Source organism: Pseudobacter sp. (genome assembly GCF_051955275.1).
In the GTDB taxonomy this organism is placed as follows: Bacteria; Bacteroidota; Bacteroidia; order Chitinophagales; family Chitinophagaceae; genus Pseudobacter.
Window position 1 is genome coordinate 1 of sequence record NZ_JBQCGW010000264.1, and the last position, 20,934, is coordinate 20,934.

Annotated in this window: 16 protein-coding genes; 11 read left to right on the top strand and 5 right to left on the bottom strand. The window is 47.9% G+C overall.

What is annotated here, in order from left to right; genetic code table 11:
* Positions 1–17: 17 nt before the first annotated feature.
* From ACTHMC_RS23000 to ACTHMC_RS23010, 3 genes are read right to left on the bottom strand one after another with little or no spacing between them, the layout of a single operon-like run.
* On the bottom strand, positions 18–758 hold the full coding sequence (locus ACTHMC_RS23000) for a LytR/AlgR family response regulator transcription factor (protein ID WP_440416775.1): 741 nt from the start codon (positions 756–758) through the stop codon (positions 18–20).
* Between the two features lie 35 nt (positions 759–793).
* Complete coding sequence (locus ACTHMC_RS23005) at positions 794–2,074, bottom strand: OmpA family protein (RefSeq protein WP_440416776.1); 1,281 nt, start codon at positions 2,072–2,074, stop codon at positions 794–796.
* Positions 2,075–2,097: 23 nt separating this feature from the next.
* Positions 2,098–2,523 (bottom strand): LytR/AlgR family response regulator transcription factor, encoded by a 426-nt coding sequence (locus ACTHMC_RS23010; RefSeq protein ID WP_440416778.1) that lies wholly within the window; start codon positions 2,521–2,523, stop codon positions 2,098–2,100.
* Between the two features lie 371 nt (positions 2,524–2,894).
* Between ACTHMC_RS23010 and ACTHMC_RS23015 the strand changes: the two genes are divergently transcribed.
* From ACTHMC_RS23015 to ACTHMC_RS23025, 3 genes are all read left to right on the top strand, one after another.
* Positions 2,895–3,251 carry a hypothetical protein gene (locus ACTHMC_RS23015; protein WP_440416780.1) on the top strand — a complete coding sequence of 119 codons (357 nt, stop codon included), beginning with the start codon at positions 2,895–2,897 and terminating at the stop codon, positions 3,249–3,251.
* A 4-nt stretch (positions 3,252–3,255) separates the two neighbouring features.
* On the top strand, positions 3,256–3,666 hold the full coding sequence (locus tag ACTHMC_RS23020; protein WP_440416782.1) for a hypothetical protein: 411 nt from the start codon (positions 3,256–3,258) through the stop codon (positions 3,664–3,666).
* A gap of 80 nt (positions 3,667–3,746) precedes the next feature.
* A complete protein-coding gene (locus ACTHMC_RS23025; RefSeq protein WP_440416784.1) occupies positions 3,747–4,790 on the top strand; it encodes a linear amide C-N hydrolase in 1,044 nt (347 codons plus the stop codon).
* On the opposite strand, the gene ACTHMC_RS23030 is transcribed toward ACTHMC_RS23025, so the two are convergent.
* Positions 4,791–5,783: a helix-turn-helix domain-containing protein gene (locus ACTHMC_RS23030; protein WP_440416786.1), complete on the bottom strand. Its 993-nt coding sequence runs from the start codon at positions 5,781–5,783 to the stop codon at positions 4,791–4,793. It lies immediately after the preceding gene.
* 213 nt (positions 5,784–5,996) lie between these two features.
* On the opposite strand from ACTHMC_RS23030, the gene ACTHMC_RS23035 reads away from it, so the two are divergent.
* Complete coding sequence (locus ACTHMC_RS23035) at positions 5,997–7,160, top strand: LA_2272 family surface repeat-containing protein (protein WP_440416788.1); 1,164 nt, start codon at positions 5,997–5,999, stop codon at positions 7,158–7,160.
* Between the two features lie 392 nt (positions 7,161–7,552).
* On the opposite strand, the gene ACTHMC_RS23040 is transcribed toward ACTHMC_RS23035, so the two are convergent.
* Positions 7,553–8,380, bottom strand: a complete 828-nt coding sequence (locus ACTHMC_RS23040; protein WP_440416790.1) for an SGNH/GDSL hydrolase family protein — start codon at positions 8,378–8,380, stop codon at positions 7,553–7,555.
* Positions 8,381–8,892: 512 nt separating this feature from the next.
* Here ACTHMC_RS23040 and ACTHMC_RS23045 point away from each other — a divergent pair.
* The 7 genes from ACTHMC_RS23045 to ACTHMC_RS23075 all read left to right on the top strand — a co-directional run bounded on the left by ACTHMC_RS23045 (position 8,893) and on the right by ACTHMC_RS23075 (position 20,817).
* Entirely contained in the window at positions 8,893–11,385 is a 2,493-nt protein-coding gene (locus tag ACTHMC_RS23045; protein WP_440416791.1) for a T9SS type A sorting domain-containing protein, read from the top strand.
* A gap of 193 nt (positions 11,386–11,578) precedes the next feature.
* A complete protein-coding gene (locus ACTHMC_RS23050; RefSeq protein ID WP_440416793.1) occupies positions 11,579–12,301 on the top strand; it encodes a hypothetical protein in 723 nt (240 codons plus the stop codon).
* Between the two features lie 156 nt (positions 12,302–12,457).
* Positions 12,458–13,048, top strand: coding sequence for an RNA polymerase sigma-70 factor (locus tag ACTHMC_RS23055; protein WP_440416795.1), 591 nt, complete (start codon positions 12,458–12,460; stop codon positions 13,046–13,048).
* A gap of 98 nt (positions 13,049–13,146) precedes the next feature.
* Positions 13,147–14,268 carry a FecR family protein gene (locus tag ACTHMC_RS23060; protein WP_440416797.1) on the top strand — a complete coding sequence of 374 codons (1,122 nt, stop codon included), beginning with the start codon at positions 13,147–13,149 and terminating at the stop codon, positions 14,266–14,268.
* Positions 14,269–14,495: 227 nt separating this feature from the next.
* On the top strand, positions 14,496–18,026 hold the full coding sequence (locus ACTHMC_RS23065; RefSeq protein ID WP_440416799.1) for a SusC/RagA family TonB-linked outer membrane protein: 3,531 nt from the start codon (positions 14,496–14,498) through the stop codon (positions 18,024–18,026).
* Positions 18,027–18,045: 19 nt separating this feature from the next.
* Positions 18,046–19,341 (top strand): RagB/SusD family nutrient uptake outer membrane protein, encoded by a 1,296-nt coding sequence (locus tag ACTHMC_RS23070; RefSeq protein WP_440416801.1) that lies wholly within the window; start codon positions 18,046–18,048, stop codon positions 19,339–19,341.
* A gap of 21 nt (positions 19,342–19,362) precedes the next feature.
* Complete coding sequence (locus tag ACTHMC_RS23075) at positions 19,363–20,817, top strand: TlpA family protein disulfide reductase (protein WP_440416802.1); 1,455 nt, start codon at positions 19,363–19,365, stop codon at positions 20,815–20,817.
* Positions 20,818–20,934: the final 117 nt, after the last annotated feature.

A 20,934-nucleotide genomic window follows, 5' to 3' on the forward strand; every position in this document is an offset into this window, starting at 1 on the left:
CTGCTCTCTCCCCTGCTTTAATACATCAGTTTTTTCAGGTTATCGATATACCCCCTGCTTACTTTGAGCGATACCTCGTTGGTAAGTACCAGGTAAGCATCGTTATTCTCTTTATACACTTCCCGGATATGATGGATGTTCACGATATGTGAACGGTGGATGCGGATAAAGACAGCCGGATTCAGTTTCTGCTCCAGCACGCCGATACCGTAATTGCTGAGAAAATTCTTTTGCAATGTGTAGATCCGCGTATAATCTTTTTCAGCTGCCAGGTAGGCGATCTCATGCACAGCAAGGCTGATCATTTTATTACCGCTTTCCAGCAGGATGCGTTCAGGATATCCCTGCTCTGGCAGTACCACGGCATCCGTGAGCGCTGTGAGCCTTGCCAGATCATTGCCCTGGCGGGTCAGCACCTTGGCTACAGCCTGGTTGAAACGCTCACGGGTATAAGGTTTCAAAAGATAATCGACGGCATTTGAATCGAAGGCTTTCAGGGCATACTGGTCATAGGCTGTGGTGAAGATGATCTGCGGCACATGAATGATCTGACGCAGTACCTGGAAGCCGCTTAGGCCAGGCATCTGGATATCGAGGAATACAAGGTCTGGCTCCAGTCTGTCGATGGCTGCCACTGCTTCCAGTCCATCCTGGCATTGCGCCACCACTTCCATTTCCGGATAATCATCCAGGTACTGGCGAAGGATGGTTCGCGCAGCCAGTTCATCATCTGCTATGATCACTTTTTTATTGGCCATAATTCGGGTGCATGCAATATACTCAATCCGGGAACTTATATTTTCAGGAATTCCACCCGGCGGTTACTGGCCTTTGCCAATGGTGTATTGTCTTTATCAACCGGCTCGGATTCGCCCTTACCTTCCGTTTCGATCCTGCCGGCGGCAATGCCGAATTCTTTTTCCAGTGCAGCTTTCACGGCATCGGCCCTTTTGAGCGACAGTGCCTGGTTGTGTTTATCATCTCCGTCACTGTCCGTATGTCCGATGATCTTTACACGTACACCGGCGTTTTCTTTCAGCACAATGGCCATTTCTTTAATTACAGGGAAGGAAGAAGGTTTGATCTTATCACTGTTCACATCAAAGAGAATAGCCGTGGTGCTGAACTTTCCTTCCGTCATGAATTTGCTGCGTGTATCAGGCAGGCCGGCCGCCAGGCGGATATTGGAGATAAGATAATAATCAGGTTTGGTCTTGGCTGAGTTCATGGAAAACACCAGTGAATTATAATCGATATCCTGTAAGGCTTTCTGCACATCTATTACCTTCTCTTCATCCAGGTAAACACGGATCCTGTTCTTCTGACGCCACAGGCTTACTTTCACGGAAGGCTTTTCGCGATGGAATTTCAGGTTCTCGAAATCGCGCTGCGTATAATTGGTGCCGCTGACCTGGTAGTACCCCACCTTGCCTCCTTTGGCCGATACGAGATAGGGCAACAGCCATACCTGGAAGCCATCCTGTCCGGCCTGTCCCTGCATCCACCGCGTGTACTGATCAGGATCGGAAAGAGATGTAATGGCAAAGTGAAAAGGAGAAGAGCCATAACGGAAATCACTGTTACATACCACATCCATTTCCAGGGTAAAATTATCAGGTAATGACTTCACATAAGTGGGCATGAAAACACCGAATACATCCAGCTTCAGCCATTTGCCGGGAAGCCCGTCTGTAGTGACCACTTCCGCTGAGGCATTGGTATTCCACTTTGCGGGGAAGTCGCCCGTATTATCCTGCGAGAAATCCTCGAAAGCGATCACTTTTTCTCCGGGAATAAAATCGAATTTGCTGTAAACACTCAGCCCTTTGGACGGAGCTGGTTCCTTTTCCGCTTTTTCCTTCCCATCGTCTTTCCCTTCCTCTTCTTTTTTCGCTTTCTTTTTAAAGAGTTTTCCATCCAGCGCTTCGTCCATCACATTTCCTGTTTTATCTGCAGCTTTCTGGGTTGTTTTCTGTTCCGCCTTGCTCTTCACGGCGTCTTTGATATTCTTCAGCAACTGGGCATGGCCAGCGTTGGACAGCAACAGTGCTGCCACAAAAAAAATGATCCGCATAAACTTGTTGATTGAAATATTGATTATTCGCCCAGCCATTGCCTGAACTGGTTGGCTTTGAGCCGACTTACGATCACGTTATCGATCTCGCGCGGAGCGAGCTCCACTTTAAGATTTCCATTGAACCAGAGAAGCACTTTCTGAACGGCAGTATGACTGGTGATCACCTGCCTGCTGGCGCGGAAGAACTGTTCCGAAGCAAGGCTCTGCTCTATATCCTCCAGGCTCATACGGACCAGGAAATTTTTTCCATCGAATGTTTTCAGATAGCTGAGCTTGTTCTTTGAATAGAAGTATGCGATATCGTTACAATGCACGGATACCAACTCCTTTCCTTTGCGTACCAGGAATCTTTGTTTCAATGACTGCTCGCATTCCAGGATACAATCCGGTAATACTTTCTGAAGCCGGTGGAATTCTTCCGTATTACAGGATAACCTTACTCTCATTGAAGCGGTTTGTGTTTGACTGACTGCATGCATGGGATCGGGTTTTCTGATTGAATGTTTGATTTACCGGCAAATTACCGGACCCGCTGCTCTACTGCCGATCCTGTACGACGAGTTGCAGCATGTTCCTATGAATTACATTACGGGCAGTTCGTCTGCTATGGGTGCAGTTTATCGGTCAGCCGCCCCTGATTTTCAACAGTTGAGCGGGAAAAGACGGCATACGGGTTGTTCCTGCCGCTACGGTATCAATTTCATGCGCTTCGCCATCTCGAAAATTTATCTTTCAGAATATTTTGAAACTTCAAAACTATCATGCAACTTTGTATTGTGAAAGCGCACAGTGAAACCGGCAGCCAAAACGAGCTTCCATGAACACCATCGCCTACATCCTCTACTTCCTGATCACCTATTTTATAACAGTGCATACAGGATTGAGCTTTTACCGGAACGGAAGGATTTATATCCTCAATCTTCTCGAAGGGAATGAAGTACTTACCGACTATATCAATAAACTGTTGCTCATCGGATATTACCTGCTGAACCTGGGATATGTGGCGCTGACCATGAGCGAATGGGAAAGGATCGATATGGTGCGGGATTTGATCACGATGATTGCCTCCAAAACAGGCACCATCATGCTGCTCCTGGCTTATATCCACTTCGTGAACATGGCCGTGATCCTCATCACGGGACGTAAACAACATAAGGCAAACCAAAAACTGTAATCATATGAATCCCCTATCAGATTTTTATTTCATCGGCTACTGCATCTATCTTCCTATTATGCTGATCCTGACCTGGTATGTTGCCAGAACGCTTTTCAGAAATGGTAAAACATTCATGCTGGATATCTTTCACAACAAAGAGGATATCGCCAATGCCACCAACAAATTATTCAAGACCGGATTTTACCTGCTCAACCTTGGCTTTGGACTGATGATCCTGGAGATCAACAGGCACGTGGAAAATACGCGGGACATGATCGAAGCATTGAGCCCCAAGATCGGCGGCTTCAGCATCTACCTGGGCATCATGCTCTTCTTTAACCTCTATTTTTTCTTCAGGGGAAGAAAGGCTTCCAGGCGCAAACAACAGGCCACCCTGCCCGTTATCGAGGCACCCGGCCTGCCCAAAGTTTGATGATGCAGCAATTATATATGCAGTAATATTCTTAACAAAAGGACACGTCAACCGTGTCCTTTTTTGTTTTACATTGAAGTATGAAAAAGCTGCTCACCCTCCTGCTATTACTCGCATCCATTGCCCCGGGATTTGCCTGTTCCACTTTCCTCATCAACAGGAACGGACAACTGGTATTCGGTCGCAATTATGATTGGGTCAGCGGCAACGGCATCCTGATGGTGAACAGTGCAGGACTGATGAAAACTTCGTTTGTTCCGGGCAGTAAATCCATTTCCTGGATGGCACGCTACGGCAGCGTCAGCTTCAATCAGTTCGGAAAAGAAATGCCTCATGGCGGCATGAATGAAAAAGGGCTGGTGGTGGAACTGATGTGGCTGCAGGGCACCAGCTATCCGGCTGCCGACCAACGCGCAGCTGTGAATGAATTGCAGTGGGTACAGTATCAGCTCGACAACTGCGCCAGCATTGAAGAAGTGCTTGCCACGGACAAACTGCTCCGCATAGACCGCAACAATGCAGCCCCCCTTCATTTTCTGATCGCTGATGCCAGCGGAAAGGCCGCCACCGTTGAATTTCTTGATGGAAAGATGGTAGTTCACAAAGGAGATGATCTCCGTTTTCCCGTGCTCACCAACAGTACCTATGAATCCAGCCTCCGGCAACTGGACCCTTCCACACGCAGCAAGGAACCCAGCAATTCATTCGACCGCTTCACCCAGGCCTGCAACCTGTTACAGCAATACCAGTCAGGCGATAGCAAGATCGCGCCGGTTGATTATGCTTTCACCATACTGAATAAAGTATCACAGTCGCAATACACCAAATGGAGTATTGTGTATGATATCTCGAATAAAAAGATCGGGTTCATCACGCAGGGAAATGCGCAGCGGAGAAGTATCAGCTTTGCTGATCTTGATTTCAAATGTAATGGCGCCGGAAAATTTGTAGACATCAATGCAGCATTGCAGGGCGATATTGCCGGCAAACTGGCGCCGTTGAATGCGGAGCAGAACCTTCAGGTGATCCGTCAGTCTGCTGCGCAGTCCCGCACGCATTTGCAGATTGAAACGGAAGCCATCCAGGCCCTCGGTGAATACTTCAGCACTATTAAATGCCAGTAATTAATGCCTCAGCTCATTTACTTTATCACGTAATGTATTGAAGAACCTGATCCGTTCTTTTTCCCCTGACCGGCTGATGAGGGTAGACCGGCTCAGCAATGTATTGAAGGTGCCAAAAGCCTTTGCTGTGAATCTTTCATCACGGGTTGAAATATAATTGAATACACTGTAGGTTATCATGCTCATCTGCTGGTCATCCAGCTTGAGCAGTACGGTGTTGTTACCGAGGATCAGTTCATTCACGTAAAACTGCAGGCTGGTATGCGGCTTCAGGTGGCTGTCCCCCGGCATAAATGTAATGCCCCGTTCCGCCTGCATTTGCAGGTGGTCAAGCATTTGAATGAAATCATCCACCACGGCAAGCAGGTCTTTACGCTCGCGGAATATTCCAGCATCCCTGTAATAAGCCACCTGGTTGATACTGCTATGGATACTTTCCAGGTTCCAGAGCTCGGTGGCCTCTATTTTACTGTGCTCTTCCAGCAAGAGCCAGCCTGTTTTCCTGCATTCTTCGGCAGGAAAAGTTTCCAGTGAAAATTTCTGTTGCTGCAATTCCGGTTCATTGTTGATGGTGCGCATCCAGAAGAAGGTCTTGAAGCAGGCCATGGCCGGAAAGAGAAAGAAATACCAGAATGGTGTGTCTTTACACAAATAAAAGATCTCTCTTTTTTTGAAGCTGTTGAAATATCTGAACTGGGCCAGCATGCCTTCCATATGTCTGGCAAAAGGGATATTTCCATTGCCGACCCCGGGCGCCTGGAACAATACAGCTTCAGAGTTCAGTTGCAGCAGACCATCTAACGACAACTGGTAATGCCTGCAGATCTTCTGCAATTCATCCAGGTCTACCGGCTTCTCTCCTCTGATCCTCCTGTACACACTGTCGGCGCTCAGCCCCAGTAAACCGGAAAGCTCATCGGCCAGGGAGAGGTGTTCCGGCAGTTGCTCTTTGATCTTTTTGAACAGCAGTTGTTGTATTGCTCTTGCATCCATTGGCAAAAATTACTGAAAATCCGTAAGAACAAAGATGAGATTACGGAAAATCGCCAACATAGTCAATTTAATTTGAATACCATCTGGATCTATGCTTGTTCTTTCATGGCCGGATGCCATTATTCCGGCGAAATGCAAACCGGGGAGAGGCGCCTGCATTTTGCCGTTATACGAAGCCGTCTGCTACGGTTAGGTTTGTTGAAACTTCCTGATATGAAAAAATTCCTGTTCATTTCCTTTTTGGTCCCCTTGCTGGCAACAGCACAGGATTCAACGGTGCAGAACCTTTCCTTTACACCTTTTCTTAAAAAGGCACGCCACTTCAAGCCAGATGATTACCTGGCAAGCCGCAACAATTCATTTTATATTTATCGCAATTGTGTGTACCGGATCTTACCTGCTTCCGGCGGCTCCTGGACGATCCGCGTAACCGGTATCAGGAATGATTCCATTTATTACGAGCATTATGGTGAAATGAAAAGTTTCCGGAAGGATACCCTGTTCCGGCTTCATCCATCAGAGATCAGCAGCATATTGCTCAGTCCAACTGAAGCCGGGCAAATGCTTCATACCCTTAATATGTCTTCGTTCTACTATACTTTCAGCAGGCACAGGGAAGCAAAAGCTTTTCCTGAACAGAAAGCAACGATAATAACGCAGTTCTCGCCTGACAGTTCCTCCACCCATGAAATTGAGCTGACAAATATGCTCAATCACAATGGCATTGTACCGCTTTTCAAAAAATGCGATCGTCCCTATTATTATACCCCTGATGCAAACCTGGATTGTTATGCAGGCCGTGCGCTGGATGGACCTCCGCCTTATCCCATTGTAACGAGGGATGTGGTATGGTTTACGCCTTCCAAAGCAAAACGTATCAATGGTGTGAATATCGGGCTTATCAGTTTCCTGGGTGGGGAGGATACTTTAAAGATCTCAGGAGTGAACCTGAATGCTGACCTGCTTTCAGTGTTTTTTACCATGTACCTGCCGTTCATTCCGCAGGATACTACCTGGAAACATCCTGAAACTTATCCTCCTGCTTCAAAATACGATCCTTCCCAACACAAGATCCATGGGTTGAGCCTGAGCGCAGGTGGCGTAATTGATGGCTCGATACGTGGTGTTGCCATTAATGGCTCCATATGCATGCTTAGTGAATTAAGAGGGATTTGTATTACAGGGATCAAGAACAGGTTTGACGAATTCCATGGCCTGGCTATCGGGGGCATTGCCAATCTGAGTTATAAGGGAAGAGGTGTGCAGATAGGGCTGGTCAACAAATGCAAGGATCTCCGCGGTGTGCAGTTTGGCTTGTGGAATGTGAACGGAAAAAGGAGATTGCCCCTGATCAACTGGAATTTCAGTAAAGCGTAAGAGTTATCAGAATGTGCCCAATCGCTCGCGTCCACGCGAGTGATTTATTTTCCGTTGCCTCCGGCGACACGGTGTTCGCCGGAGGCGAGCTACCGGGCACTCACTGTATAATTCTTAAAAGCCGGATATTGCACTGCCAGCCAGGGCTGTAGTTCCGCATTGACAATATCAGCAACTTTCTTTGTGCCTTCATTAGTGAAATGGGCCTCATCATAAAAATAAACACTGTTCTTCGGCATCCGCACTGCCAGGTCGATTACAAAAACATGATTTATTGCGCAGGTTTTCCGTACTGCATCATTATAGCACTCCAATACGTCCCAGGCAATCTTTCCGCTGATGCCTTTATGATCAACAGTTTCAAGATTAACATGCGTTACACTGTCGATACCTTATCCATATAATAATGGCTGAGTGATGAATACAGGTTTGATGCCATATTGAGTACAGGTATCGATGAGTTGCTGTACTCTTTTTGTATATCCCTGCAGGTAAGGCTGCTGCCTGAGCAGCACTGCATTCCCTTCCTTTTCGTTCATAGTTGAAACGGGCAATGTGGATGGATCGATATTTACTCCGCTTGTATTGTGCAACTGCTGAGCCTTCCACCCACGGGCAAGGTTCAGGAGCAGGCTCAGTACTTCGCTGTTGTTCACAATATAATGTTTGAGGTCAGACCAGGCTCCACGTTTGTTCTGCTGATCGTGGAAACTGGGTTGATCACTTTCAATATCATTGACGCCGGTAAGAAAAAGTACGATATTGGGTTTCACCTTTACCAGGTGATCATGTAATAATACCTGATGACCGAAGGTGGAATGTCCGTCGAGCCCCGCATTATTCACCCATACATTACGGAAGCCGTTCTGCAATTCACTGCCCAGGATAGCGGGCCAGGTCTTGTCATCTGAATTGAAATGACATTCGGTAGTGCTGCCTCCAACTGTAACAATGCTGAGATAACTGTTGAAATCCGCTGGCTTTTCGGCACCACGGAAACCAAGACTGTTTCTGCTGTTTACTATCAGGGAATCCAGTTTCGGATTGATCTCATTGTGAATGGTCAGTGTTGTATTGACGGGCAGCACTATCTCATCGCCTTTAAGCCGGAACTGAAAAGGGTTGTAGATGCGCAGGATGATCTCCATTCCAATGAAAACAACGGCCGTAAAGAACAGGATATACAGGAACCTGTGAAGGAGCTTTTTACCTTTTGACATATTATAAAAATAAAAAATCCGGCCAACTCAACAAAACGGGCAATAAATTCCACACAAAAACCGATTATAACAGCCTGGGACATACGCAATTCCAAACAACCTGTATAATTCTTTAAACCTTTATCCATGCTGCATTTCAAAGCATCATAACCGAATACTTCCTGCATACTTTCTAAATTCTAATCTCCGCTTCGAAACCGGCATTAATTTATTATTTAAATTTGTGCTGTAATTCGCTATCCTGAATAAAAACAAACCCTGATGAATCCATCTTTACCCAGCCGGCGTTACGCGCCATTCATATACCGCTATAGTTCCATGAAGCGGCCTTCCCGCGCTTCTTCTCATCATTTATTTCTCTCTGCCCGTTAACAGCAATTACACCTCTTCTTCCTGCCAGAAGCCTGAGGAGCATTTCTTATTGCCATGTTCACGACCGTACAAAAAGGACAGGTTCAGATAATATTGACCCTGCGGATAACTATTAAATCAATTAAACACACAAGACGGTTATGAATCTTAAATCCTTTACATTATCAGCCCTCCTGATCCTTTGCATGCAAATGCTGGTTCGGGCGCAAACGGCAACAAAACCTGCCGGAACCGGAACAGCGGCCGATCCTTACCAGATCGCAACGCTCAATAATCTTTACTGGATCAGCCAGAACTCCAATGAGTGGACATCAACGAAACAGTATATCCAGACTGCCAATATTGATGCATCCGCCACATCCGGCTGGTTTCCCAATGGAAGTGGCGGCTTCTATGGTTTTCCGCCAATCGGGGGCTTCAGCCAGACCGAAGGCAATCATATCACCGGCTATTTTTATGGCACCTATAACGGTAACGGCTATCTGATCACAGGCCTTTACATGAACCGTTCTCCACATGAAGTGGCTCTTTTCGGAAGGGTATGGCTTGCCAGGATCAGCAACCTTACCCTTGTGAACCCGCAAATCCTGATCGGCAATACCGGCGGCACCACTCAGACTTACTGGGGCAGCGCAGCCATGATCGGGAATGGTAACGGCACCTTCAGCAATCTCCATGTCAAGAACGGCACACTCACCAATAACGGCACACACTGTTATACAGGCCTGCTCTTCGGCCGGGTAGACAATTTAACCATCTCCAATTGCAGTGCAGATGGCTCCATAAAAAATACTACTACCAGCTCAGGGCAGTCCGGGCTCTTTGTTGGACTGATTGAAGGATCCACCGCCTGCACCATCACTGATTCCTGGGCAACGGGAACACTCGAATCCAACAATGCTTCCTATACAGGAGGCTTTGTAGGGGCTGCCAGTACAACAAATGGCGCTACATTTTCTACCTGCTGGGCCAATGTAAATGTAACAGCCACTACTGCCAATGTTTCGTCGACCGGAGGTTTTACCGGTCTGCTCTTTGGTAATAATATGAGATTCATTAACTGTTACGCCAGGGGCAATGTTACCGGAGCGTATACCAACGGAGGCTTTGTAGGTTTTTGCAGCGGAACCGGTACCAGCTCCGCCATCAACTGTTATTCAACGGGCTCTGTAGGCGGAACCAGGGCAGGTGGATTTGTGGGCACTACCGGCACACAAACATTCAGCAACTGTTACTGGGATAACCAGACTTCCACAAAATCTGCTGCCGCAGGCTCTGGTACTGTAACCGGTACTATCACGGGCAAAACCACCGCCGAGATGAAAACGCAGTCCACTTATGCAACATGGGATTTCAGGGGAGAAACCACCAACGGCACCGGAGATTACTGGTTCCTGCTGAGCACCGCCAATAGCGGTTACCCTGCACTGGTAGGCAATATCAGGGAATGGACAGGTGCAACCAATACAACCTGGACCACAGCCACCAACTGGAAAGACGGCATCGCTCCGGTAAATGCATCCATCATCAAGTTCAATGCTGCTCCGGCCAATTATCCTGTTATAACGTCCAGCATCATCCTGAATGTACTTGATCTGCAGGGCCTGAACAGAACGCTCAACATGGGCAACAATACGCTTACTGCCAATGAGGTCCTGGGGGCCACATCAACCCAATACCTCCAGTTCAGCAATTCCGGCAAGCTCTATCTCTGGTTCGACGATGGCACTATCGGCAACTTCCCTATCGGCAACAGCTCCTACAATCCTGTTACCATCTACAACAATACGGGCGCAAGAGAACGTTTTGCCATCGGTGTTGTAGACGGAGTATACAAGAATGGAGGAACATCCGGTACAACTGTGGATGAAGCCCACGTAAGGCGTACCTGGAATATCGAAAAACAAAACGCCAACGCGGGATCAGGCATTAATATTACTTTCAACTGGAACGCAGGAGAAGTAGCCGGCACTCTGACTACCCCCGCCCTCTTCCATTACGAGAGCAACAAATGGAAGCAGCAGGTACAGACCGGCTCCAGCACTGCCACCAGCTTTACTTTCACAGGATATACAGGCAGCTTCTCCCCATTTGCTATTGCAGACGCGGGATCAGGTACCCTGCCATTGCAATGGGGTAGTTTCACTGCCGTGAAAGATCAACAGCATGTATCACTGAAATGGTCAACCGAAAATGAATCTTCCACCAAAGATTTCATTATACAGCACAGTACTGATCAGCAGAACTGGAAGAATACAGGCATAGTGGCTGCAGCAGGAAACAGCACTGTCACACAGCGCTATTCATTCATCCACCTCAATCCTGCTACCGGCACCAACTATTACAGGATCCTGCAGCGCGACATCGATGAGAACAGCTCATTCAGCAAAATTTCGAGTGTGAATTTTGATGGTGCAGCAAACTCCATCAATATCTATCCCAACCCTGTCACCAGTGGTCAACTAACGGTACAAACCAGCAATACCATCATTGCACAGATCTTCAACAGCAGCGGCATCATGGTGTTACAGCAACAAATCATTGCAGGCACCAGAGAGCTCAACCTGTCCCTGCCGGCAGGCATGTATTATTTCAAAGCCGGCAATAAAAGCATTCCTTTCCTGATCAGGTAAACGCTGTTTTTAATCCCTACCCCTCCCTCAAAACCCCGGAACCTTCCGGGGTTTTCTTATGATATGATAACAATCGGTACAAATAATACAAATTCCCACTATACACTAAGTGTTTTTATGGATTGAGTATAATTTATTATCCGGAATTGATCTGTACCCTCTAAATTTGATGATTACCCTAAAAACTTATCAAATGAAAGTCCGGGCAAAATTTCTTTCCGTAGCAGCACTCATGATTTCAGTTTCCTCTCTGGCTCAGAACAGTTTTCCTGCATCAGGAAACGTAGCCATCGGTATCGCCACTCCCAATAAACTCTTACACGTGGCAGGTACAGCCCGATTGGCAAACCTGGCCGTTTTCCAGCAAGGAACAGGAAGCAACCCGGAACTTATTTCCGATGGCGGATCTGTATTACGTATCAAAGGCCAACTGGGTACTATTCTGGGTAAACTCAATGTAAATCTTGGTTATAATACAGAATCAGTGGCCATCGCAAACGGAAACACAAGAACAAATATCCTGTCGGTTTATAACAGTTCTGATGCATCTGTAATGACAGTGACCAATACCGGTAATGTTGGGATCGGCATTACTGAACCTTCAGAAAAACTTGCAGTCAATGGTAACATCCTTGCCAAAAAGGTAAAAGTAACTGCTACCGGCTGGCCCGATTATGTATTCCATCCCTCCTATCGCCTGATGCCCCTAGACATGCTGGAAAAGTACATAAAACAAAACCGCCATCTCCCTGAAGTGGTATCTGCTGCTGAAGTGGAAAGAGATGGGCTGGACCTTAGCGATAACCAGGCAGCTTTGCTGAAAAAGATCGAGGAGCTCACCCTTTATGTAATAGACCTGAAGAAAACGCTGGATGAACAGCAAAAAAAGATACAGGCGCTGGAAGCGAAACAATAATCCAAACCCCGGAACCTTCCGGGGTTTTATTTTTTTACTCCTGAAGCAGGTAGCCTTCCCTACCGGTTACCCGGTAATCCCTTACAGTCCGCCCCTGTATTTAATTGTGCAGGAATTTCGGCAATTTTGTAAGTTGCATCATCAAGCTAACCCTACTTGGTTCAGGAAGGATCATATAACGAAGAGCAGCTGTTGAAACGGCTTGCGGCCGGAGATGACATTGCGTTCAATACTATTTACGAACAGTATCAGCAATCCGTTTTCGCGTTCGCCTTTTATCTTACCAAATCAAAGGAACTATCGGAAGAAGTAGTGCAGGAAGTTTTTGTGAGGGTCTGGGAAAAGAAAGAACAACTTCCCGAAAACCTCCTGATCCTTCCCTACATCAAAAGAATGACACAGAACCTGGTGCTCGATCTTTTCCGCAAAGCGGGCCGCGAACAGGCCTTGCAGCAAAAGCTCCAGGATGCCATGAGCAATCTCTTTTCGCACCCGGATGACCAGCTGCAGGAAAAAGAGCTCCGCCGCATCTACCGGCAGGGTATCGATCTGCTCCCTCCGCAGAAGAAGATCATTTATACACTGCACCGCGACGATCTGCTCAGTTACGAACAGATCGCCTTGAAACTGGGGCTTTCTCCGAATACCGTCCGCAACCATATGGCACAGGCCATCCGCTCCGTGCGCGACCATGTGAACAGGCATAGCGCACTGCTTCCTGTTGTTATCCTGCTTCGCAATTTATAATCTTCAACTTTTTTTGAGGTCAACTGGTAGTTGAGCTCCTTCCGTTCGTTCTTACTCATACCTATCCTCATCACATCGATTACATAAACCTTGTAACTGTGAACAATACCCAACAACGATTAAAGGAATTATTCCGGAAACAGCTGGCAGCCAGCATTACAGCCGAAGAACAGCGGGAACTGTTTGAGCTCAGCAACCAGCCTGAACAGGAAGCCCTGCTTCGCCAGCTCATGGATGATACCTGGAACGACCTGGAAGCCACCCGGCCCCGGCCGGTCCTGCGCAGGCCACTTGTACAGCGCAACTGGTTCAGGGCGGCCGCAGCAGCAGCTTTGCTGGTAGCTGCCACCGGCACCTGGTACTGGTTTTCCGGCCCGTCACAAACGGTCACAGAAAGACCACTGGCCACTACCATTGTGAAGGACCTGCCTCCCGGAAAAGAAGGCGCCATACTCACCCTGGCAGACGGCAGGCAGATCCTGCTGGACACCGTAAAGAACGGCACCCGCCTTCAGGTAAATGGCATTGCCATGGAAATGAAGAATGGTCAGCTGCTTTACAGCGATGGAAATGCCGGGGCAGCAGCATTCCATACCATGAGTACCCCCAGGGGCAGGCAGTTTCAGCTGCAACTCCCTGACGGAACACAGGTATGGCTCAATGCCGCCAGCTCCATCCGGTATCCCAGCGCTTTCAGTGGCAATGAAAGAAAAGTGGAGATCACCGGAGAAGCCTACCTCAACGTGGCAAAGGATCCCAGAAGACCTTTCCGGGTTGTAACGGCCGCACAGATGGCCACTGTTACCGGCACGCAGTTCAATGTAAATGCCTATGCCGATGAAATGCAGGAACGTACCACACTGGTGGAAGGCGGCGTAAACGTGAATGATATTTCGTCAAATGCTATCAGCCAGCTGCACCCGGGAGAACAGGCCCTGTTGAAAGACGGCAGGCTTACCGTCCGTAAAGTGGACCTGGAAGAAGTGACAGCCTGGAAAAATGGACTTTTCCATTTCGTGAACGCAGATATCCCTGCCGTGATGAGGCAGCTGCAACGCTGGTATAATATCGAAGTGAGTTATGAAGGCAAGATCCCACAGCGGGAGTTCCAGGGAAAGATGCAGCGGGACCTCAACCTGTCGGAACTGCTGACGCTACTGGAAAAAGCCGATGTCCATTTCAGACTGGAAGAAAACAGGAAACTGGTGGTAACACCATAAAGAAAAACAGAAATCAGGAGACAATTGATCAGCTGAAAAAACCGGAACCCGAGTCGTGATCGGGCCCGGCAAAATTTCGGGTGGTCAAATCAAGATAGCCGTTGCTGACTATTAATTATTATCAAACCCAAAACTGTTGCGAATTTATGCAATTAAACGCTCTTAGGGAAGACCGTGCACGCACGGGTCTTCTAACCGCCTGCTGGCGACCAAAAAAACAACTGCTTATGCGGCTCACACTTGTCAGCTTCCTGTTTCTTGGACTATGCCTGCATATTAGTGCCAAAAGCAATTCCCAGACCATTACCTATTCAGGGAAGAAAGTGTCCCTGAAAGAGATCTTCTCCGCCATCGAGAAGCAAACCGGTTATGTAGTGTTCTATGACGGCGCTGTTCTCCGTAATGCAGACCTGGTAAGCATCCGCGCTGAAGGCATGCCCCTGGAATCCTTTCTCACTGCCGTACTGAAAGAACAATCCTTCGATTATTCCATTCAGAAAAAAACCATTGTGATCTCTCCCAGGAAAATGGTCCAGCCCTTCTTCCCCATCTTTCCAATAAATGTAGAAGTGAAAGGAAAGATCACCAATGAGAATGGGGAACCGGCTGCCGGTGTAACCGTTACGGTGAAAGGATCAGGAAAAGCCACCGCCACCAACGCCAAAGGAGAATTTTCCCTGGAAGGCGTGGATGAGCAGGCCACCCTGGTGCTCACCAGCGTTACCTATGAATCACAGGAGGTGAAGCTGAACGGAAAAACCAATATCAATATCCAGGTAAGGACCAGGGTATCCGCCCTGGGAGATGTGACCGTTTCCGTAAATACCGGTTATCAGAAGATCCCTAAGGAAAGAGCCACCGGTTCCTATACCGTCATTACTTCCAAGGACCTGGAACGCAGGACCTCCCCGGACCTGGTGAACCTGTTGGAAGGTATGGCTCCCGGCCTCATGATCACCAAAAATGCAAATGGCATCGAAGGCAGCGATGATCCTTCCATCCTCATGCGTGGTGTAAGCACATTCGGCAACCAGCAACCATTGATCGTTGTGGATGGGTTCCCTATCGAAGGATCGCTCAATACCATCAATTCGAATGACATCGAATCGATTGCCATTCTCCGTGATGCAGCTGCCGCTGCTATCTGGGGTGTGAAAGCCACCAACGGTGTGATAGTTATCGTTACCAAGAAAGGAAAAACACTGGCACCAAAAGTTACTTTCCGTTCTTCCGTGAATGTAAACCCAAGACCAGATCTCTCCTATCTCAACCTGATGAGCTCCTCAGAAATGATCGATTATGAGAAGAGCAAATTCTATATCAACCCTGCCAGTCTGCCCAGAAGGAATAACGGCGCCTATGTGCGCGATGCCTATACACCTGTATATGCCATCCTCATGGACTTTCAGGCAGGGACCATTACAGCCGAAGAACGTGATAAAAGGCTGAAAGATCTTGAATCCTATAATAATACAGACGAGCTCAGCCGTGAGCTCCTCAATAACAACTATTCTTCCGATAACAATATCAGCATCAGCGGTGCACCCAGTGACCGTTTCAATTACTATGCATCTTTCGGTTTTGTAAGAGGCAATGGTCTCTTCAAAGGAGATGAAAGCAGGAGAACAACCGTGAATTTCAACACCGAGATGAAGCTCACCAGCAAACTGGCCCTTACCATCAACGCCAACTATGCCGTGAATGACCAGGATATTTCTGCACTGAAAAGATTCGGCGGCAGCTCCAACTCAAGGGTTCCCGGCACACTCAAGATCCTTCCTTATGAGAGACTGCGCAATGAAGATGGCAGCCACCGCACCATTGCACGCAGGTGGAATAACGAGATCAATACCCGTTATTTAAATGCCGGCTTCATGGACCTGAGTTACGCCCCGCTTGACAATCTGAATGACTATGACTTCACTGCAAAGACCAATAACCTCCGTTTGCAGTCTACCCTCACTTATAATTTCACCAAAAGCATCGCCCTTTCACTCAGCTATAAGAATGAAACCATTGATGAACTGAGAAGTGATCTTTACAAAGCGAGCGGTTACGAAACACGCAATCTCATCAATGAATACGCCAACACCGTTGGAGGCGCACCACAGTTCAATATCCCGAAAGGCGGCCGCCTTACTGAAGCAAGAGGTAAGACCAATAACTTTTACGTACGTGCGCAGCTGGACGTGAATCACACCTTCAACCATGATCACCGCGTGGACATGACACTGGGCCTGGAACGTCAGAAATCCGTGTTCGACAATACCACCGATACCAGGTTCGGTTACAATCCCTCCAACAACCTCAACTTCCCGGTTGACTATCGTGTGCTCACCGGCGTTGGGATACGCAACCCGGTATCCAACCTTACCAGCCAGCTCACTTATGAAGACTATTTCGGCAAGCGCACGCTCGACGACAGGTATATCTTCTACTACTTTGCAGGCTCTTATGCATACAAAGGAAAATATACACTCAGCACCAGCGCGCGTATCAACAAGAGCAGCCGTTTCGATCGCAGTGCGGGCCTGAACAAACAGATCCTTGCATCCGCAGGTCTGAAATGGGATATCCTGAAAGAAGAATTCATCAATGCCCCATCCTGGATGAATTCGCTGCAACTGCGTTACACAGCAGGTCTGACGGGCAACGTACCTGATATCACATCCTCTTCACTGAGGACCATCGGTTATACGTTTGCCAGCTTCACAACCAACACCACTTATCTTTCAGTGAGCTCTCCTGCCAACAAGGAATTGCGCTGGGAGCCAACCCTCACGCATAACCTGGCGCTGGACTTCAGCTTCCTGAACAACAGGATCAATGGCTCGGTGGATTTCTATCATAAGAAAACAACTGACCTGCTGGCTTCTGAAGCATTCGATCCTACGTCCACAGGATTCTACCTGATCAACGTAAATTCTTCAGACATCACCAACAAAGGGGTTGAGCTCAGGCTGAACACCGTGAATGTGAACAGCAGCAGGTTCCGCTGGCAAACAACAGTTAACCTCGGTCTCAATACCAACAAAGTTGGTTTCTCCACCACCAACAAGAACAGTGTGATCGGTGCGCCCAGGAACCTTACAGGTTATGCATCCCGCACTTTCTTTGCATTGCAGTGGGCTGGTCTCGATGCAAACGGGAACGGCCAGGTATGGGATGTACAGGAAGATGGAAAACGAGTGAAGATACCTGCCTCAAGGTACCAGGATCTTCGTTTTGAAGATTATGTGGAAGTGGGGTCCATCGTTCCCAAATACACAGTAGGCCTCAGCAATATCCTGCAATACAGGAACTGGGATCTTTCCTTCCTCTTTGTAGCCAATGGCGGCAACTTCATGCGTACTGATATCATTGCAGATGCTTATTTCGGGAGCAGCTTTGGAGCTTCCGGTTTCACTAACCTGCCCAAAGCAGTGGCACAGCGGTGGAAACAGGCCGGTGATGAGAACAAGACGAATGTGCCCAGGCTGAATTCTTTCAACAATAACCAGTACAACTGGAGTGATCTGAGTTACCAGTCTGCCGCATTCATCAAACTGAGAGAAGTGGCTTTATCATACCTCTTCGACAAGAAGACGCTGGGCAACTGGCCGGTGAACAATATCAAAGTGAACTTCCAGGTAAGGAATGCATGGAAATGGGTGAAGAACGATAAAGACATCGATCCGGAAGCGCACCTGATGCAGTTCGGAGAAAGAACACTTCCTATCACTCCTACTTACACTTTTGGTGTGCTGGCTAATTTTTAACTGATCAACTACAAAGAACATGAATAAGATCATTCCCGCTATATTATCCATCGCACTGTTTACCACAGCCTGCGAAAAAGAATTCCTGGATGTGGACCAGCCCGGTGTGGTGGCCATCAGTTCCACCGTTGATTACGATATGCTGCTGAACTCAGATGACATCAATGGCACATTTGCGTGGCCGCTCCTGCATCTGAACGATAATTTCGAATTTGCTCCCAACGACGCTCCTACCGGCGCTGCCGGCATGATCTATACCTGGCAGGAACAGCCTTACCAGGACCAGGACCCCGTGCTCTGGTCATTCCCTTACAAGGCTATCTATTATGCCAACCTGGTAGTGAATGAAGTGGACGGATCCACCGGCGGCTCTGCACCGGAAAAAGCCAGGCTTAAAGCGGAAGCATTACTCTCGCGCGCCTACAGTCATTTCTGCCTGGTACAGTTATACGCGAAGCCTTACAATCCAGCTACTGCTGCGAATGACCCGGGAATACCATACGTAACTATCGCTGACATGTATGCGAAAACACCCGATCGCTCCACAGTAAAGGCTGTGTATGAGAAGCTGATCGCTGATGTAACAGAGGCTTTGCCCAACCTTCCCAATACGAATATTGCAAGCTTCCGCGGAAGCAAGGCTGCTGCCTATGGTCTGCTGGCGAGGATCTACCTGCACATGAAGGAATATGACAAGGTGATCACCAATGCCGATGCAGCGCTGGCACTGAAGAGCACTGTACTGGATTATACCCTGCCCACTTTTGTAATGCCTGCACTGGTGAACAACAGCGAGTTCCTGTACCTCCGGGTCAATACAGAGCTCGATCACTTTTTCACAGCCATACTCACCCCGGATGCTGAAGACCTGCTGCCATTCTCAGATTCCCGCAGGGATCTGTATGCAGCATTCGGATATGCCCTGCTGGATTCCCACTATGGCATTACCGTTCCTGAAACATTGCTTTCAAAAGCGGAGGCCCTGGCACGCAAAACAACGCCGGACCTGAACGCAGCCCTCACCATTCTCAACAACCTGCATGTAAAGCGCGATACGGACCATACAAATCTCAGTTCTTCCGATAAGGAAGAAGTGATCGACTGGGTGGTGGAAGAAAGAAGAAGAGAGCTCCTTCCTTCCGGTATCCGTTGGTTCGATATGCGCAGGCTGGCCGCAGAAGGGAGAACTGCTACCGTTACACGTACTGTGGGTTCAGACACTTATGTGCTCACACCGGACAGTAAGAAGTACACCTTGCAGATCCCGCAGAGTGTGATCAATTTCAACCCTGGCATGCCACAGAACGATAAATAAAAAACATTTGAATTAACAGATATGAAACCACTGATCTATATCGGCTCCCTCCTCTGCTGCACAGCAGTGTACGCACAGGATGTGAAGCTCGCAGGCGTATTAGCCGACAGGAAGAACAGCAAAATGGAACTGAGCAATCCCGATGAACGTCGCTGGACCATTGACGCTGACGGGAATGGAAAATTCGGGCAAACACTCTCAGGAATTCCCAAAGGATTCTACAGCTTTACCGGCACGGGTCAGTTGTACCTGGAGCCCGGCTTCAACCTGCTGATCTCTAAAAAGGATGAGCAGCCTGTATACCAGGGCAAGGGCAGCAAGGAAAACAACCTGATAGTACTGATCAATGCCAATAGCCGGAAGCAGGGAGAAGCCATGGAAAAAGGAGATTTCAACTTTGTGGTGCTTCCCGACCTTATCAAGAAAATGGAAGCCTGGAGAAAAGTGCAGTACCAGCTGATCACCAAGCAAAAGTTAAGTCCGGAATTCACGGCACTCCGCAAGGGCGATGTGGATTATGCCATCCGTAACCTGTACCGGGAGTACAGTTACAATTACGGGGTGGATATGCAGAAACGCGCCAACTTTTACGGCCTGATGGAAAAGATGGCCGGCAATTTCGATATGGCGAAAATGGATTCCGCCCGCAAAGAAATGGAAGTTAAAAAGCTGACCAAAGAAGAAAAAGCAGCAGTCGATTCCCTGGTGAGAAACGGAGCTACCATGAATGAGGCGGCACTGTTCAAAGCATCATACAGTTACAGAAAATGGCTGGACTCCGAGATCCAGACCCTGGTATACACGAAATACCGCAATCAGTTCAACTCCGGTATGGGCAATGAGGCCATCAAAAGCCTGGTGGTCAAATCTGAGATCACAGATCCTTTCCTGAAAGATTATCTGGGATTCCGCATGGCATCAACCAGTCTGAAAATGGCGAAAGACATGAATGACGCAGACAGCATCTACCAGGCATATTCCACCGAAAATGCTGCTTTCAAAAACATCATAAATGATATCTACCAGAAGATAAAGAAGTTCACCAAGGGCGCGCCTGCCCCTGAATTTGTGTATACTACCGTGACCGGAGAAAAGGTGTCACTCAGCAGCCTTCGCGGCAACCTGGTGTACATCGATGTATGGGCCACCTGGTGCGGCCCCTGCAAAGCGGAAATTCCTCATCTTAAAAAGGTGGAAGAAGCTTACCACGGCAAGTCAGTCAAATTTGTGAGCATTTCCGTTGACGAGCTGAAAGATGCAGGAAAATGGAAATCATATGTGATCGACAATAACCTGAAAGGTGTTCAACTCATGGCCGACAATGCCTTCAATTCAGATTTCATCAAGGATTTCAATATTGCTGCCATACCACGTTTTATCCTGATCGATAAGGAAGGCAGGATCATTTCTGCCAATGCCCTTCGTCCTTCCAATAAGAAATTATCCGAGGAACTGGACAAATATCTTGCTATGTAACAGAGGACCGTAGCTATGAAAAGAGGCGCTCCCGGTATTCCGGGGGCGTTTTTTTATCTTAAAACTGACAATTTTTCAAGTGGTGCCAACCAGGAAAAATGTCATTTTTTCAAAGAA

Excerpts from the sequence above, each read along its gene's own strand:
- ACTHMC_RS23000 (WP_440416775.1), bottom strand. The coding sequence starts at position 758 with ATGGCCAATAAAAAAGTGATCATAGCAGATGATGAACTGGCTGCGCGA.
- ACTHMC_RS23005 (WP_440416776.1), bottom strand. The coding sequence starts at position 2,074 with ATGCGGATCATTTTTTTTGTGGCAGCACTGTTGCTGTCCAACGCTGGC.
- ACTHMC_RS23010 (WP_440416778.1), bottom strand. The coding sequence starts at position 2,523 with ATGAGAGTAAGGTTATCCTGTAATACGGAAGAATTCCACCGGCTTCAG.
- ACTHMC_RS23015 (WP_440416780.1), top strand. The coding sequence starts at position 2,895 with ATGAACACCATCGCCTACATCCTCTACTTCCTGATCACCTATTTTATA.
- ACTHMC_RS23020 (WP_440416782.1), top strand. The coding sequence starts at position 3,256 with ATGAATCCCCTATCAGATTTTTATTTCATCGGCTACTGCATCTATCTT.
- ACTHMC_RS23025 (WP_440416784.1), top strand. The coding sequence starts at position 3,747 with ATGAAAAAGCTGCTCACCCTCCTGCTATTACTCGCATCCATTGCCCCG.
- ACTHMC_RS23030 (WP_440416786.1), bottom strand. The coding sequence starts at position 5,783 with ATGGATGCAAGAGCAATACAACAACTGCTGTTCAAAAAGATCAAAGAG.
- ACTHMC_RS23035 (WP_440416788.1), top strand. The coding sequence starts at position 5,997 with ATGAAAAAATTCCTGTTCATTTCCTTTTTGGTCCCCTTGCTGGCAACA.
- ACTHMC_RS23040 (WP_440416790.1), bottom strand. The coding sequence starts at position 8,380 with ATGTCAAAAGGTAAAAAGCTCCTTCACAGGTTCCTGTATATCCTGTTC.
- ACTHMC_RS23045 (WP_440416791.1), top strand. The coding sequence starts at position 8,893 with ATGAATCTTAAATCCTTTACATTATCAGCCCTCCTGATCCTTTGCATG.
- ACTHMC_RS23050 (WP_440416793.1), top strand. The coding sequence starts at position 11,579 with ATGAAAGTCCGGGCAAAATTTCTTTCCGTAGCAGCACTCATGATTTCA.
- ACTHMC_RS23065 (WP_440416799.1), top strand. The coding sequence starts at position 14,496 with ATGCGGCTCACACTTGTCAGCTTCCTGTTTCTTGGACTATGCCTGCAT.
- ACTHMC_RS23070 (WP_440416801.1), top strand. The coding sequence starts at position 18,046 with ATGAATAAGATCATTCCCGCTATATTATCCATCGCACTGTTTACCACA.
- ACTHMC_RS23075 (WP_440416802.1), top strand. The coding sequence starts at position 19,363 with ATGAAACCACTGATCTATATCGGCTCCCTCCTCTGCTGCACAGCAGTG.